The sequence below is a fragment of the Stenotrophomonas sp. SAU14A_NAIMI4_8 genome (assembly GCF_003086695.1).
Classification (GTDB): domain Bacteria; phylum Pseudomonadota; class Gammaproteobacteria; order Xanthomonadales; family Xanthomonadaceae; genus Stenotrophomonas.
The window spans coordinates 4,306,273-4,321,458 of record NZ_CP025999.1; the positions used below are offsets into that span (position 1 = coordinate 4,306,273).

General features: G+C 68.6%; 11 protein-coding genes. 2 read left to right on the forward strand and 9 right to left on the reverse strand.

The features are described from left to right. The first annotated feature begins 246 nt into the window (after positions 1-246). Positions 247-678, forward strand: a complete 432-nt coding sequence (locus tag C1930_RS19395; protein ID WP_108772449.1) for a hypothetical protein — start codon at positions 247-249, stop codon at positions 676-678. Between the two features lie 42 nt (positions 679-720). On the opposite strand, the gene C1930_RS19400 is transcribed toward C1930_RS19395, so the two are convergent. The 3 genes from C1930_RS19400 to mgtE form a co-directional block, all read right to left on the reverse strand. Further along, positions 721-1,428, reverse strand: coding sequence for an alpha/beta hydrolase (locus C1930_RS19400; RefSeq protein WP_108757818.1), 708 nt, complete (start codon positions 1,426-1,428; stop codon positions 721-723). A 213-nt stretch (positions 1,429-1,641) separates the two neighbouring features. After that, on the reverse strand, positions 1,642-4,362 hold the full coding sequence (locus C1930_RS19405; RefSeq protein WP_108772450.1) for a bifunctional acetate--CoA ligase family protein/GNAT family N-acetyltransferase: 2,721 nt from the start codon (positions 4,360-4,362) through the stop codon (positions 1,642-1,644). A gap of 150 nt (positions 4,363-4,512) precedes the next feature. Continuing rightward, positions 4,513-5,880, reverse strand: coding sequence for a magnesium transporter (gene mgtE / locus C1930_RS19410; RefSeq protein WP_108772451.1), 1,368 nt, complete (start codon positions 5,878-5,880; stop codon positions 4,513-4,515). A 346-nt stretch (positions 5,881-6,226) separates the two neighbouring features. Here mgtE and C1930_RS19420 point away from each other — a divergent pair, with 346 nt between their 5' ends. After that, positions 6,227-8,002 (forward strand): monovalent cation:proton antiporter-2 (CPA2) family protein, encoded by a 1,776-nt coding sequence (locus C1930_RS19420; RefSeq protein WP_108757512.1) that lies wholly within the window; start codon positions 6,227-6,229, stop codon positions 8,000-8,002. A 563-nt stretch (positions 8,003-8,565) separates the two neighbouring features. On the opposite strand, the gene C1930_RS19425 is transcribed toward C1930_RS19420, so the two are convergent. From C1930_RS19425 to C1930_RS19450, 6 genes are all read right to left on the reverse strand, one after another. Next, entirely contained in the window at positions 8,566-11,904 is a 3,339-nt protein-coding gene (locus C1930_RS19425; RefSeq protein WP_108772452.1) for an ankyrin repeat domain-containing protein, read from the reverse strand. Continuing rightward, positions 11,897-12,157 carry a YcgL domain-containing protein gene (locus C1930_RS19430; protein ID WP_108757514.1) on the reverse strand — a complete coding sequence of 87 codons (261 nt, stop codon included), beginning with the start codon at positions 12,155-12,157 and terminating at the stop codon, positions 11,897-11,899. The genes C1930_RS19425 and C1930_RS19430 overlap by 8 nt, the downstream gene beginning before the upstream one ends. A 160-nt stretch (positions 12,158-12,317) precedes the next feature. Further along, entirely contained in the window at positions 12,318-12,758 is a 441-nt protein-coding gene (locus C1930_RS19435) for an excinuclease ATPase subunit (protein ID WP_108751312.1), read from the reverse strand. Positions 12,759-12,794: 36 nt separating this feature from the next. Further along, on the reverse strand, positions 12,795-14,033 hold the full coding sequence (locus C1930_RS19440) for a beta-ketoacyl-ACP synthase (RefSeq protein WP_108751313.1): 1,239 nt from the start codon (positions 14,031-14,033) through the stop codon (positions 12,795-12,797). Beyond that, complete coding sequence (locus C1930_RS19445) at positions 14,033-14,764, reverse strand: 3-ketoacyl-ACP reductase FabG2 (protein ID WP_108772453.1); 732 nt, start codon at positions 14,762-14,764, stop codon at positions 14,033-14,035. The genes C1930_RS19440 and C1930_RS19445 overlap by 1 nt, the downstream gene beginning before the upstream one ends. Further along, entirely contained in the window at positions 14,761-15,168 is a 408-nt protein-coding gene (locus tag C1930_RS19450) for a hypothetical protein (protein ID WP_108772628.1), read from the reverse strand. The genes C1930_RS19445 and C1930_RS19450 overlap by 4 nt, the downstream gene beginning before the upstream one ends. Positions 15,169-15,186: the final 18 nt, after the last annotated feature.

Below are 15,186 nucleotides of genomic sequence, written 5' to 3' on the forward strand. Positions count from 1 at the left end.
CATTGCCGCACTGGATTGATCCCGACTGCGGTCAGGGACTGGAATTGGTAGGTGCCGACCTTGGTCGGCACTGGCCGTTGGTCGGTCGATGAAACTGCGTGCCGACCAAGGTCGGCACCTACCTGAAGCGGTGCACCGTGGGCGATACAAAGCGCGCTTATGTCGCCAGGACCTCCGGCGAGGTGATAATTGGCCGGTCCGCCCAAGGGCCAGACGCAACTGGAAAAAAGCGGAGAACGCTTTCCAATGAATCCACTCAAGTCATCTCAACTTCTCGACATCTTGATTGAGAACGCTCTTCGTATTCTGGCCGCTGGCTTTGGCGTGAACTCCGCGGAAGCGTCGTTCTTCGAGGTCGTTCGAATCTTGAGAGAAGAGCCCGGCTTGAGAAGTGTGTTTGTTTCAAAGGTTCGTTCTGCATTGTCTCTCCGCTCTCCGGAACTGCTGGATTCTGGCAGCCTGCCGATCGAGCTGATTGAACTCGTCGCACATGAAATGCGTTGGCCCGAATTGCTGCAGATTGCAGACGACCGAATGCAGAGCTTCTTCAGTGGGGATCGCGCGTTGGCCGTGAGTGACATCGCGTCACGCATTCCCGCAGCCTTCCGCGACGACTGGGAAGATCGCGAGTTTTATCGGCATTACGGGGCTGGCGGGCAGGATTCTCGCTTGAGCTGAAACAGCGTGCCGACCAAGGTCGGCACCTACCCGAAGCGGGGTTCAGCCCCTGCTCTGCAGCAACCAGCCGCGCATTGCCGCGCTCACTTCGTCCGGCCTTTCCATGGGTGCCAGGTGCCCGCAATCGGGCACCACCACCAGCTGCGACTGCGGCACCAGCGCGTGCATTTCCTCGCTCACCGCCAACGGCGTGATGCGGTCGTTGGCACCGCAGACGATCAGCAGCGGATCGCGGTAGGCGGCCAGCACGTCATGGCCATCGCGGCGTTCCAGCCCGCTCTGGCGCAGGAATACCTCGGCGCCCAGGCGTGCGGTCATGTCACGTACGCGCTGCACCAGCACGTAGTCATCCAACCGCGAGGCGTCGATGTAGCTGCGCATCAGCGCATCGCCAAACCCATGGAACTTGCCCGGCAGGCGTACGCTGGCGCGCTGGCTGCGGCGTTGTTCGGCGCGCTCCGGCGAATCGGCATGGATCGAGGTATCGACCAGCGCCAGCCGCAGCACGCGCTCGGGCGCGATGCGCAGGATCTGCTGGGCGACGAAGCCGCCCAGGGAGAAGCCGGCCAAGGCGAAGCGCTCGGGCGCCTGCGCCAGCACGTCCTCGGCCACCGCCTGCAGGGTTTCACCACGGGTCTGGTCGCCCACCGTGCAGTCGGCGATGTCGGCCAGATCGGCCAGCTGCGCGCGCCACAGCTCGGCATCGTTGAGCAGGCCGGGCAATAGCAGCAGGGGAATGCGTTCGGTCATGGGGGTATTGTCGCGCCGGTGGGGCGACGTGGCCATGCCGGAACGGGCGATTGCACGGTAGAGTCGAGCTTGCTCGACTGCGCTCTGTCGTAGAGTCGAGCTTGCTCGACTGCTGTGCGCAAAGCAGTCGAGCAAGCTCGACTCTACGAAGATCCAAAGCAGTCGAGCAAGCTCGCCTCTACGAAGATCCAGAGCAGTCGAGCTTGCTCCACGCTACGGGGGGGCTGCTGCGATCTCAACCTGCTGCACCGGCAGGGTCACCACCATCACGGTAGGGTCATCCGGGTCCAGCTTTGCCTTGAAGCCCAGGCTCTGGCACATCGCCAGCATGGTGCTGTTTTCGCGCAGCACCTGCCCTTCCACTACGTCCAGGCCCAGCCATTTGGCGTACTCGATCATGATCGCCATCAGGCGCCAGCCAATGCCGTGGCCTTTCAGGTCCGAGCGGATCAGGATGCCGTACTCGCCGCGATGGTAATCGGCATCGGCATGCAGGCGCACCGCGCCCAGCATGTCGCCGCTGCGTGGGTCGATGGCCACCAGCGCGATCGAGCGCGCGTAGTCGAGCTGGGTCAGGCGCGCGATGAACTCGTGGCTGAAATGCTTCACCGACTGGAAGAAGCGCAGGCGCAGGTCTTCATCGCTGACCCGGGCGAAGAACGCGCGGAACAGCGCGTCGTCTTCCGGCCGCACCGGGCGCACGAAGGCGCGGCCACCATCGGACAGATCGATGGTGCGCTCCCACTCCTTCGGGTACGGGAACACCGAGAAGCGCGGATGGCCGCGGCCCTTGTGCAGGATGCGCGAGGGTGCGATGGCCACGCGCGCATCGAGGGCGAGGATGCCCTTGCTGTCCACCAGCAAGGGGTTGATGTCCAGCGTGCGCACTTCGGGAATGTCGGCGGCCAGTTGTGCCAGCTTTACCAGGGCCAGCGCCAGCGCGCGTTCGTCGGCCGCGGGCACATCGCCATAGGCCTTCAGGATGCGCGAGGCGCGGGTCTGGCCGATCAGTTCGTGCGCCAGGCGCAGATCCAGCGGTGGCAGCGCCAGCGCCTTGTCGTTGATCACTTCCACGGCGGTGCCCCCGCGCCCGACCACGATCACCGGCCCGAAGGTTGCATCATCGGCAATGCCGACGATGATCTCGCGCGCCTTCGGCCGCACGATGGTGGGCTGCACCAGCAGACCGTCAATGCGCGCATCGGGGCGCAGCTGGCGCGCGCGGGCAAGAATCGCGTTGGCCGCGCTCTGCACCGCCGGCAGCGTGGCCAGGTTCAGGCGCACGCCATCCACTTCCGATTTGTGCGGGATATCCGGCGAAAGAATCTTCAGGGCTACCGTGGCGCCGCGCTCCAGCAGCGGCTGCGCCAGATCCATCGCCTCGTGCGCATCGCGGGCATGCAGCACCGGCGCCGACGGAATGCCGTAGGCCTTCAGCAGTTCATGGGTGGCCAGCGGATCGAGCCACTGCTGGCCGTTGCACAGTGCAGATTCGACCAGGGCGCGCGCCCGCGCGGTGTCCACGCTGAAATCCTGCGGCAGGCTGGGGGGCGTTTCCATCAGCGCGTTCTGCGCTTCGCGGTAGCGCACCAGGTGCTGGAAACCACGCACGGCTTCGGCTTCGGTCGGGTAGGTCGGCACGCGCGCGGCGTTGAGCGTGGCGGTAGCCTGGTCATCGTTGCCCAGCCATACGGCGAACACCGGCTTGTCGCGGTGGTGGCGCGGGCGCAGGCCGAGGGTGCGGGTCAGTGCCTGCGCTGCATCGGCCGACGAGGTGAACGCGGTGGGCACGTTGACCACCATCACCGCATCGTTTTCGCTGTCGGCCAGCAGCGCCTCGATGGCGGCGGCGTAGCGGTCACCATCGGCGTCCACCACGATGTCCACCGGGTTGCTGCGCGACCAGCCCTGCGGCAGCACCTTGTCCAGCGTTTCGACCGTGCTGTCGGACAGCTGTGCCAGGGTGCCGCGCAGGGCGACCAGCTGGTCCACGGCCAACCGGCCGACGCCGCCACCGTTGCTGAGCACGGCCAGCCGGCGGCCCGGGAACGTGCCGAGGCGGCCGAGGGTTTCGGCAGCGGTGAACAGCTCGTCCAGCGCACTGACGCGCAGCAGCCCGGCGCGGTTGAAGGCGGCGCCGTAGACATCATCGGCGCGTGCCAGCGCCTGCACGTGGGTATCGGCGCTGCCAGGCTGCACGCGCTCGGCGCGGCCGGACTTCACCACCACCACCGGCTTGGCACGCGCAGCGGCACGCGCGGCCGACATGAACTTGCGCGCGTCCTTGATGTGTTCGACGTACAGCAGGATGGCGCGGGTGCGGTAGTCGGTGGCGAAGTAGTCGAGCAGGTCACCGAAGTCGACGTCCAGGGTGTCGCCCAGCGATACCACGGCGGAGAAGCCGACCGAACGTGCCACGCCCCACTCCACCAGCGCCGCGGCAATCGCCGAAGATTCGGAAATCAACGCGAGGTCGCCGGCCTGCGGGAAATGCGCGGCGATGCTGGCATTGAGCCGCGCGTGCGGCGCGATCACGCCCAGGCAGTGCGGGCCGAGGATGCGCAGGCCGTGCTTGCGCGCCACCGTTTCCACCTGTTCGGACAGCGAGCCCGGGCCCTCGCCCAGGTGCGCGGTGAGGATGATGGCCGCCTGCACGCCGCGCTCGGCGGCGGTACGCACCACCTGCGGCACGATGGCCGCCGGTGCGGTGATCACCACCAGGTCGGGTACCCAGTCCAGGTCCTTCAGCCGCTTCACCGTGCGGATGCCATCGATCTCGGCATGGCGCGGGTTGATCCACGCCACCTTGCCGGGGAAGCCGGTGCCACGCAGGTTGCGCATCACCGCGCGGCCGGCCGAGCGTTCGCGCGGGCTGCCGCCGATCACCGCAACCGACTGCGGGCGGAACACGGACTGCAGATGGTAGGTACTCATGCGCCTACGGTACCGAAATTCCGTGGTGAAGGGGTCGGATCCCTTTCCGCAGGAAAGGGCTCTGACCCCGGCGTGACCGTTGCGTGCCCACCAAGGTGGGCACCTACCAGAGCCTTGCGTGCCCACCAAGGTGGGCACCTACCAGAGCAGCTACAGCAGGGTGCCGTGCAGGATCATCGCGGCGATGCTGAAGTAGATGACCAGGCCGGTTACATCCACCAGGGTGGCCACGAACGGGGCCGACGCGCTGGCCGGGTCGAAGCCCAGGCGCTTGAGGATGAAGGGCAGCATGGAACCGGACAGCGAACCAAAGGTGACGATGCCCACCAGCGCCGCACCGATGGTGATGGCCAGCAGCACCCAGTGCTCGCCGTAGTCGTGCAGGCCGCCCAGCTGCCAGATGACGATGCGCACGATGGCCAGGCAGCCCAGGATCGCGCCCAGCACCATGCCGGTGGGCACTTCGCGCAGGGCCACCTTCCACCAGTCACTCAACCGCAGCTCGCGCAGGGCCAGGCTGCGGATCAGCAGCGAGGTGGCCTGCGAACCGGAGTTGCCGCCCGAGCTCATGATGAGCGGAATGAACAGGGTCAGCACCACTGCGCGCGCCAGTTCGTCCTCGTAGTGCTGCATCGCGCTGGCGGTGAGCATTTCGCCCAGGAACAGCACGCTGAGCCAGCCGGCGCGCTTGCGCAGCATCTCGAAGAAGCCGATCTGCATGTACGGCTTGTCCAGCGCTTCCATGCCGCCGAACTTGTGCGCGTCCTCGGTCGACTCTTCAATCAGGGCGTCCAGCACGTCATCGACGGTGACGATGCCCAGCAGGTGCTGCTGCGTATCGACCACCGGAATGGCCAGCAGGTCGTGGCGGCGGATCAGCCGCGCCACTTCTTCCTGGTCCAGCAGGGCATCGACGGTGACCGGCGGGTTGACCTGGGCCACGTCCAGGATCGATTCCTCCGGCAGGCCGGTGATCAGCCGGCGCATCGTCACCACCTGCTGCAGCTGCTGGCTGGCCGGGTCCAGCACATAGATGGCGTACACGGTTTCGCGGGTGCGCTCGACCTGGCGGATGTGCTGCAGGGTCTGGGCCACGGTCCAGCTGGCCGGCACCGCGAATTCGGTGGTCATCAGCGCACCGGCCGTGTTCGGCGGGTAGCTGAGCAGGGTCTGGATGGCCTGGCGGGCTTCGCTGCCGAGCAGCGGAATCAGCCGGGCGCGCTCGTCCTCGTCCAGCTCGTGCACGATGTCGGTGGCACGGTCGTCGGCCATCAGGCCCAGCAGCGCGGCTGCTCGCGCCGGCGGCAGTGCGGCCACCAGTTCACCGCTGCGGTGCAGTTCCGGTGCTTCCAGCATCTTCACCGCGCGCGGCAGCGGCAGTGCCGCCAGCGTGTCTGCGGCGCGCTCGAGCTCCAGGGTGTTGAGGAATTCCACCGCGTCGGCGGTGTTGTAGTCGGCCAGGGGGGCGGCCAGTGCGGCGGCATCGGCCACCGGACGCAGCAATTGCTTCTGGTTCATGGATCTGCCTTTCGTGGGTGCGACCTCGCGCAACGCCAACGCAGGCAGACCGTCCCGATGTCAGGCGGTTGCCATTGCTGGCGTCGAACGAGGTCGACTTCTACTGTCGCTGGACATGGGTTGGGGACTCCGGATGGGTGTACTGCCGCAAGACACCGGCAGCGGCGGGCAGTCTGGACCTGCCCACTGCCGCGGTCAACCCCGGTTGCGGCGCTGGCCGGTTGCCGGTTGCGGTGCCGTTGTCGTTCGTGCACGGGCAGGCGCGCATAATGCGCGCAGGGCACTCCACCGCCCTTCCCCCAACCGAACGGACGCGCCCCGGCCACTGCGATGACCAGGTATTCCCATGCATAGCGGTGGTCTGGAACTGGCACTGGTGCTGCTGCTGGCCGCGGTGATCGCCGTGCCGGTGTTCAAGAAGTTCGGCTTCGGCGCGGTGCTGGGCTACCTGGCCGCCGGCGTGGTGCTGGGCCCGGACGGGCTGGGCTTCGTGCAGGATGCCGACCGGATCCTGGGCGCGGCCGAGATCGGCGTGGTGATGCTGCTGTTCGTGATCGGGCTGGAACTGTCACCCTCGCGCCTGAAGGTGATGCGGCGCTCGGTGTTCGGTGCCGGTGCGGCCCAGGTGGCCGTGTCCGGCCTGCTGCTGGGCGGGCTGTTGCTGCTGGACCATTTCCAGTGGAAGAGCGCGCTGGTGGTGGGCATCGCGCTGGCCCTGTCGTCCACGGCGGTGGGCCTGCAGCTGCTGTCCGAACACAAGGCGCTGAACAGCGACCATGGGCGGCTGGGGTTTGCGATCCTGCTGTTCCAGGACCTGATCGCCATTCCGCTGCTGGCCGCCATTCCGCTGCTGGGCGGGGCGCGCAACCAGACCCTGCGCTGGGAAGATGTGGCAGTGGCGCTGGGTGCGCTGGCGGTGGTGATCCTGTGCGGGCGCCCGGTGCTGCGGCGGGTGTTTGGCGTCATCGCGCGCACGCGCAGCCCCGAAGTGTTCACCGCCACCGCCCTGCTGGTGGTACTGGGCACCGCCTGGTTCATGCAGGAAGCCGGGCTGAGCCCCAGCCTGGGCGCGTTCCTGGCCGGTGTGCTGCTGTCCGATTCGGAATTCCGCCATGAACTGGAAGCGCAGATCGAGCCGTTCAAGGGCCTGCTGCTGGGGCTGTTCTTCATTGCCGTGGGCATGGGCATCGACCTGGACCGCATTGCCGCCGAGCCCTGGCTGATCGCCACCGGCGTGGGCGCGCTGCTGCTGGTGAAGTTCAGCGTGCTGTATGCGATCGGCCGGGTTGCCCGGCTGACGTCGCGGCAGTCGCTGCTGCTGGGCAGTGTGCTGTGGCTGGGCGGCGAGTTCGCCTTCGTGGTGTTCAACGAAGCGCAGCGCGCGCACCTGCTGGGCAATGCCAACCACGACCGGCTGGTGGCGGTGGTCGGTCTGTCGATGGCCATCACCCCGCTGTTGATGATCGCGCTGTTGAAACTGCTGGGACGCGAGCGCGTGGCGCCGCGTGATGCCGCGCCGGCCGACAAGGTGGCGCCGGACAACCAGCCCAAGGTGCTGATTGCCGGCATGGGCCGCTTCGGCCAGGTGATCGCGCGCCTGCTGACCGCGCAGAAGGTGCCGTTCGTGGCGCTGGAAGCGAACCCGGACACCGTGGCCGACCTGCGCCGCTTCGGCAACCAGCTGTACTACGGCGACCCGACCCGGCCGGAAATGCTGCGCGCGGCCGGCGGCGAGCGCATCGATGTGTTCGTGATCACCGTGGACGACCCGGAAACCAACCTGCGCGCGGTGCGCATGGTGCGCCGCCTGTACCCGGAAGCGAAGGTGCTGGCGCGTGCGCGCAACCGCCAGCATGCGTGGCGCTTGATGGACATGTCGGCGGAGCCGTTCCGCGAAGTGTTCGGCACCAGCCTGGAGATGAGCGGCCGCGTGCTGACCGCGCTGGGTGTGGCGCCCGATGTGGCCGAGCGCCATGTGCAGCGCTTCCGCGAGCACGACGAACAGCTGCTGCGTGACCAGTATCTGGTTTACGACGACGAAGCCGCGGTGATCCAGACCTCACGCGATGCCCGCAACGACCTGATGCACCTGTTCGAAGCCGACGCCGAGCGCGACAAGTAGATCCACGCCATGCGTGGATGAGCATGCATGCGGCCATGCAGGGGTCAGAGCCCTTTCCTGCGGAAAGGGATCCGACCCCGCGCTTCAGCCAACGACCTGATGCACCTGTTCGAAGCCGACGCCGAGCGCGACAAGTAGATCCACGCCATGCGTGGATGAGCATGCATGCGGCCATGCAGGGGTCAGAGCCCTTTCCTGCGGAAAGGGATCCGACCCCGCGCTTCAGCCAACGACCTGATGCACCTGTTCGAAGCCGACGCCGAGCGCGACAAGTAGATCCACGCCATGCGTGGATGAGCATGCATGCGGCCATGCAGGGGTCAGAGCCCTTTCCTGCGGAAAGGGATCCGACCCCGCGCTTCAGCCAACGACCTGATGCATCTGTTCGTAGCCGACGCCGAGCGCGACAAGTAGATCCACGCCATGCGTGGATGCTGTTGGCTGCGGATGCGGTCATCCACGCATGGCGTGGATCTACTGGGGTCGGCCGACCCCACGTGCCGACCAACGGTCGGCACCCACATGCGATGCCGCCGGGCGTGGCCCGGCGCTACCGTGGTGCCTCAGCCGTTGTCGCGCAGGAAGCGGGCCATGGAGGACACACCGGGGACGCGCGGTTCGAATTCGCCGGCCACGTCGATGAAGCCGCGCATGACCGCGATCTCGCGCGGGCTGCGGTTCAAGCTGTCGCGGGCTTCGGGGTCGGCGCCTGCGCGCAGCAGGCGCTGCACCAGCAGCGGCAGGCCGTGCAGGGCGGCCAGATGCAGCGGGCCGAAACCACGCGGATCGCGCACGTCCAGGCTCACCTCTTCATCCAGCAGGCGCTCCACGGCAGCCATCACCACCTGTTCGTCGCAGGCCGTGCCCGGCTCGGCGCGCGCGCCCAGCAGCAGCAGCAGCGGGGTGACCGAACCGGCAGCGGCTTGGTCCGGCTCGGCACCGGCCAGCAGCAGCGTATCCAGCAGGGCCAGCAGGCGCGAACGATCGCGTGCACTGAAACCGTACAGCGCCGCGCAGTGCAGCGGCCCCAACTGCTGGGCATCGCCGGCATGTACGTCGGCGCCGGCGGTCAGCAGGCGCGCCACGATGTCCGGCAGACCCAGCGCCGAGGCCAGCATCAGTACGGTTACGCCGCCGGGCAGGCGGTGTTCCAGCTGCGCACCGGCATCGAGCAGGGCCGACACGATATCGACCTGGCGCATGCTGACGGCCGCCGACAACGGCGTGGCACCACTGGCCGCGCCATGCTGCGGATCGGCGCCACGGGCCAGCAGCAGATCGACCACCGCCAGGTGGCCGCCACCGGCCGCGCGCAGCAGGGCCGTGCAGCCCTGCGCATCCACCGCATCGATGGCAAAACCCAGATCGTTCAGGCGACGCACGGCATCGACGTCGCCGGCCATGGCGGCGGCCGGCAGATCGCTTTCACGCAGCGTGCGGCGCGGCAGCGGCCACACGCGCCAGTCCAGCCAGTCGGCCAGGTCGCGACGGCCGATCGACAGCGCCACGCCCAACGGAGTCTGGCCGTCGGCGGCGCGCGCTTCGGGCGATGCACCGTGCTGCACCAGCAGCTTCAACGCGCCTTCCCGGGCCAGGGCGGTGGCCAGGTGCAGGGCGGTCATGCCATGGCTGTCGCGCGCTTCGCGGTCCACGCCAGTGTTCAGCAAGGCCTGCTGCAGGCGCAGCCAACCCAGGCGCACGGCCAACGACAACGGCGGATCACCGGCCGGCGAAGGCGCGAACGGATCGGCGCCGCGTTCCAGCAGTTCCAGCGACAGTTGTTCCAGGCCACGGGCGGCCTGGTCGTGCTGTGCGCAGGCGGCCAGGAAGCGCGCCAGGCCACCCCGGCCGGCCGGTGACAGGCCACGCTGCAGCATCACCTGCAGCGCCGGCACGGCATCGATGCCACGGGCCAGCAGGGCGAACATGGGGGTGTCGGCGCAGGCATCGCGCACGTACGGGTCGGCGCCATGGCCCAGCAGCCAGTCCACCGCGCGCGGTTCCAGGGCCAGTTCCGGGTCCAGCAGCAGGCTGCCCAGTTCTTCGGGCTGGCACAGCTTGGCCAGGGCGGCCATGCCGTCGGTATTGCCGAAGCCCAGCGCTTCGCGCAGCAGGGTCAGCGGCGGGCGGTCCGGCAGCAGGCCGCTGGCGGTGGCAGCATCACCGCGTTCGGCCAGGCCATCGCTGACGGCCGCTGGCAGCGGATAGCTGGGATCAAGCAGGGCCACGATCGCCCAGCGCCCGGCTTCGGCAGCGTAATCGACGGCGCGGCGGCCCAAGGGATCGCTGGCATCGGCGGCGATGCCCAGGTCCACCAGGCGCTTGACCAGCAGCGGCGACACATCGTCGGCCATGGCGGCCAGCAGCACGGCGTTGCGGCCTTCGCCATCGACGGCGGTCAGGTCGGGCTTGTGCGGCAGCAGGTGTTCGATCACCGCTGCGCGACCGGCACGGGCAGCTTCCAGCCACGGGGTGCGGCCCAGCGCGTCGCGGGCTTCCAGGTTGGCACCGGCGCCCAGCAGCACGCCGATGATGTCCACGTGGCCGGCCAGCGCGGCGTCGTGCAGCGCACTGCGGCGCTGGCGATCACGCGCATCGGCACGGGCCTTGTGCTTCAGCAGCAGCTGCACGCCGGCCGGGTCATCGTCTTCGGTGGCCGCCGCGGCTAGCAGCACCGGGGTGCCCTCGGCCGGTTCGGTACGCGCGCCGCGCTCCAGCAGGAAGCGTGCAAGGCGCCAGTTGCCGACCTGGCAGGCCACTGCCAGCGGCGACCAGCCTTCATGGTTCAGCGCGTCCACTTCGGCGGCGGCGTCGCGCAGCAGCGCGGCCACGCCGGGGTCGGAACTGCGTGCGGCATGGTGCAGCGGGGTGTTGCCGTCGCTGTCGGTGGCGCGCGAATCGGCACCGTTGGCAAGCAGGGTCATCACCGCTTCGGGGCGGCCATGCCAACTGTCACGGGTGGCGGCCAGCAACGGGGTCATGCCGCGGTGCGGGGCGTTCACATCCACCCCGCGGCCGATCAGTTCACGCAGCAGGCGCAGGTCCGGCAGCACCGCCGCCAGCACGGCCAGGCTGCGCTGGTCGCGCCAGCTCGAATCGGGCAGCGCGTGCGCGTCGGCACCGGCCTGCAGCAACTGCAGCGCGCGGTCGACACGGCCGTGGCGGGCCGCTTCGAACAGCGACGGGGTGAGTTCCTGCGGCGCCATGGCTTCCAGCGGGGTGCTGTCGGCTACGGCAGTGAACAGCGGTGCCGCATCGTCGCCGGCGGTGTCCAGCACACGGCTGCGCAGTGCCACCAGCGGTGCCGGCTGCACCTTCTGCAGCAGCAGGTGCAGCGGCGGCGACAGCAGCAGCACGGCCAGCGCGGCCGGCCAGCGTGCGCCTTCGGGCAGCAGTTCGGGCCAGGCCGGCAACACCACCAGCGCGGCCAGCGCCACCACGATCGCGGCCACGCCCAGGCCACGCCAGGCGCTCAGATCGCGCCCGGCCAGTGCCTGCCAGTGCGGGCCCAGGCCACCATCCAGACGTTCGACATCGTTCCACAGCGGCCAGGTACGCCAGGCCGCCAGCAACGCGGCGCTGACCAGCACGCTCAGGCCGAGCACGGCGGCCAGGCTGCCGCTGTCGCGCAGCGCCGCCAACGGCCAGGCCAACAGCAGGGCCAGCAGCAGCGGCGCAGCGAACCACAGCGCCAGCAGCGCCGGCACGTCCTGGCGCAGGGTCTGCTGCAGCGGCAGCAGCGCACGGCTGCGCCGCCACCACGACACGCCCAGCGCGAACGCCGGCTGCGCCAAGGCGGCCAGCAGCGCACCCGGCAGGCCACCCAGGGCCGAACCCAGCGCCAGCACGGCGCCCAGCCCGAAGGCCGCCGTCAGGGCGCGCGAACGGGACAGCTCAGTCATAGTGGCGCGGCATCAGGCTGGCCACCGACGGCGGCACCTGCAGGTAGAAACCACGTTCGGTCAGTTCGCTGCGGACCTTGGCCGGGTCGGCCTGGGCCAGGCGGCGCGAGGCATCCAGCGCGACATCCAGCACGAAGGTGAGCGCGCCCAGCGACGCTGCCAGCGGCGCAGGCAGCGCACTGAAGTCATCACGACGGGCGAGATAGACGTAGGTGTCCGGCTTTTTTTGGCTTTTATAGACGTAGGCGTGCATGTCCGCGGGACGATAACCCGGGAAGAGCCATGATTGTGTCGGAAAGCCGGGGGCGGGGAAAGCCGTCACGCGACGATGGCGGCGCGATCGACGGCGTTTCCCCACCGGGGTTCAGCAATGTGGCGGCGGCGTTCAGCCAGCACCGGGCGCTGCGCGGGCCTTACTTGACCTTCGCGTAGGTGCCCTTCAGCGCCACGCCTGCCAGGATCGCGCCGGCATAGCATTCGTAGTTGGTGGCGCTCTTGAACTCGTTCTTCTTGTAGTAGCTGACGATGTCGACCACGGCGTTGGCGCCGCGCGACTTGGCGCCATCCTGCAGCGCGCGCAGCGCCGACAGGGCCACCCAGCGGCAGGCTTCTTCGTCGCTCTTGTTGGCGGCGTTGGTCTTCTTGTTGGTCACGTCCTCGCCCAGGCGCTGCTGCACGCTGACCGGCTGGCCGGCCAGGTAGAAGCGGACGCTGCCATCAATGCCGGCATCTTTGGCGGCCTGCGAATTGACCAGGTCACGCAGGGACTGCTCGACGCGGGTGTCGCGGGCCGAGGCGGTGGAGGACAGGGCCAGCAGCGCGGTGGCGGCGGCGATCAGCAGGGTGCGGCGCATCGGAACATCTCCTTGTTGGGGTGCGGGTACAGCGGGTCACTCGCTCCAGCGGCGGAACACCAGCGAGGTGTTGATGCCGCCGAAGGCGAAATTGTTGCTCATTACGTACTCGGCCTGCAGTTCACGGCCCTGGCCGGTGATGAAATCGAGCTGGCCACAGCGCGGATCGACCTCGCCCAGGTTCAGGGTGGGCGCGAACCAGCCGGCGCGCATCATCTCGATGCTCATCCAGGCCTCGAACGCGCCGCAGGCGCCCAGCATGTGGCCGACGTAGCTCTTCAGCGAGCTGATCGGCACGGCGTTTCCGAACACCTGGGCGGTGGCCTGGGTTTCGGCGATGTCACCGTGGTCGGTGGCGGTGCCGTGGGCGTTCACGTAATCGATCTGCGACGGCTCCAGGCCGGCGTCCTCCAAGGCCAGGCGCATGGCCTGGGCCATGGTGTCGGCGCTGGGCTGGGTGACGTGCTGGCCATCGCTGTTGGTGCCGTAACCCACGATCTCGGCCAGGATGGTGGCACCGCGCGCCTGCGCGTGCTCCAGGTCTTCCAGGATGAGCGTGCAGGCGCCCTCGCCCAGCACCAGGCCATCGCGGCCGGCATCGAACGGGCGCGGGGTGGTCTGCGGGGCGTCGTTGCGGGTGCTGGTGGCGAACAGAGTGTCGAACACCGCCGCCGCGGTAGCGTCGAGCTGTTCGGCACCGCCGGCCACCATCACCGTCTGCTTGCCGCTGCGGATCGCCTCGTAGCCGGCGCCCACGCCCTGGCTGCCCGACGTGCAGGCGCTGGAGGTGGTGTAGACGCGGCCGGACAGGCCGAAGAACACGCCGATGTTCACCGGCGCGGTGTGGCTCATCATCTTCAGGTAGGTGGTGGCACTGATGCCATCGGTGGTGAATTCATGCAGCATGCGGCCGAATTCACCGGTGGCTTCATGGCTGCCCGACGAGGACCCGTAGGCCACGCCGGCACGGCCGCTGCGCAGCACCGGGTGCTCGTACAGGCCGGCTTCGCGCAGCGCCACTTCGGTGGCGCGCACCGACATGATGGCGACCTTGCCCATCGAACGGGTGGTCTTGCGGTTGTAGTTCGGCGGCAGTTCGTAATCCTGCGCGGGCGCGGCCAGCTTGGTGTTCAGGCCGGCATAGACATCCCATTCGGGCATGCTGCGCACTGCATTGCGGCAGCTGCGCAGATGCGCCTGGATGGTCGGCCAGTCGTGGCCAAGCGGGCTGATGGCGGCGGCACCGGTCACCACGACGCGACGATCGGCGGCCATCAGATCATGCCCCCGTTCACCGAAATGACCTGGCGGGTGATGTACCCGGCCGGCTCGGACAGCAGGAAGGCCACGGTGGCGGCCACTTCGTCCGGGCGGCCGACGCGGCCGGCGGGAATCAGCTTCAATGCGTGTTCGACCACTTCTTCATTCAGCATGTCGGTCTCGATCAGGCCCGGGGCCACGCAGTTCACGGTGATCTGGCGGCTGGCCAGTTCCAGCGCCAGCGCCTTGGTGGCACCGATGATGCCGGCCTTGGCCGCACTGTAGTTGACCTGGCCGCGGTTGCCGGCCACGCCGGACACCGACGACAGGGTGACGATGCGGCCCGGCTTGCGACGGCGCACCATCGGCATGATCAGCGGGTGCAGCACGTTGTAGAAGCCGTCCAGGTTGGTGTGGATGACCTGGTCCCAATCGTCTTCGGACAGCGCCGGGAAGGCGCCGTCACGGGCGATGCCGGCATTGCAGACCACCCCGTAGTAGGCGCCGTGCGCATCCACGTCGGCTTCCAGCGCCGCACGCGCGGCGGCGCGGTCGGCCACGTCGAATGCCAGCACGCGGGCCTGTTGGCCAAGCGCCTGGATTTCCGCGGCCACGGCCTGCGCTTCCTCCACGCGGCTGCGGCAATGCACCACCACGTCGAAGCCATCGCGCGCGATACGCAGCGCGATGGCCCGGCCGATACCCCGGCTGGCGCCGGTCACCAGCACACTCCGATTCCCTGTCATGCCTGTCCACTCTCCAGATAGGCCATCGAGTCGGCCGGTTCGAACACCGACACGTTGGCAACCGCCCATTCTTCGTCGCCTGCCAGGATGCGGCAGGCGAACATTCCCAGCCCATTGTCGCCCAACAACTCGCAGCGCGCCTGTACGCGCAGGCGGGTGCCGCTGGGGAAACTGCTGCGTTGGCTGCTGTAGCGGCGGCTGCCGAGCAGGAAGCCCAGCTGCGGCGGGCGCCCGGCAGTGCGTGCGCGGCACCCCGCCCATGCGGCAATGGCCTGGGCCATGTATTCGATGCCCACCCAGGCCGGAATGCCGCCGTCTTCGACGAACAATCCCGCCTCGGGCACGACCAGCTCGGCCTCGATGCCTTCATCGTCCCAGTGCACGATGCGCTCGAGCAGGCACATGTCCTGGCGGTGCGGCAC

Bases quoted from the DNA above. Each gene is read 5' to 3' on its own strand.
- C1930_RS19430 (WP_108757514.1), bottom strand. From the start codon at position 12,157: ATGCACGCCTACGTCTATAAAAGCCAAAAAAAGCCGGACACCTACGTC.
- C1930_RS19400 (WP_108757818.1), bottom strand. From the start codon at position 1,428: ATGACCGAACGCATTCCCCTGCTGCTATTGCCCGGCCTGCTCAACGAT.
- C1930_RS19440 (WP_108751313.1), bottom strand. From the start codon at position 14,033: ATGGCCGCCGATCGTCGCGTCGTGGTGACCGGTGCCGCCGCCATCAGC.
- C1930_RS19425 (WP_108772452.1), bottom strand. From the start codon at position 11,904: ATGACTGAGCTGTCCCGTTCGCGCGCCCTGACGGCGGCCTTCGGGCTG.
- mgtE (WP_108772451.1), bottom strand. From the start codon at position 5,880: ATGAACCAGAAGCAATTGCTGCGTCCGGTGGCCGATGCCGCCGCACTG.
- C1930_RS19435 (WP_108751312.1), bottom strand. From the start codon at position 12,758: ATGCGCCGCACCCTGCTGATCGCCGCCGCCACCGCGCTGCTGGCCCTG.
- C1930_RS19395 (WP_108772449.1), top strand. From the start codon at position 247: ATGAATCCACTCAAGTCATCTCAACTTCTCGACATCTTGATTGAGAAC.
- C1930_RS19420 (WP_108757512.1), top strand. From the start codon at position 6,227: ATGCATAGCGGTGGTCTGGAACTGGCACTGGTGCTGCTGCTGGCCGCG.
- C1930_RS19445 (WP_108772453.1), bottom strand. From the start codon at position 14,764: ATGACAGGGAATCGGAGTGTGCTGGTGACCGGCGCCAGCCGGGGTATC.
- C1930_RS19450 (WP_108772628.1), bottom strand. From the start codon at position 15,168: ATGTGCCTGCTCGAGCGCATCGTGCACTGGGACGATGAAGGCATCGAG.
- C1930_RS19405 (WP_108772450.1), bottom strand. From the start codon at position 4,362: ATGAGTACCTACCATCTGCAGTCCGTGTTCCGCCCGCAGTCGGTTGCG.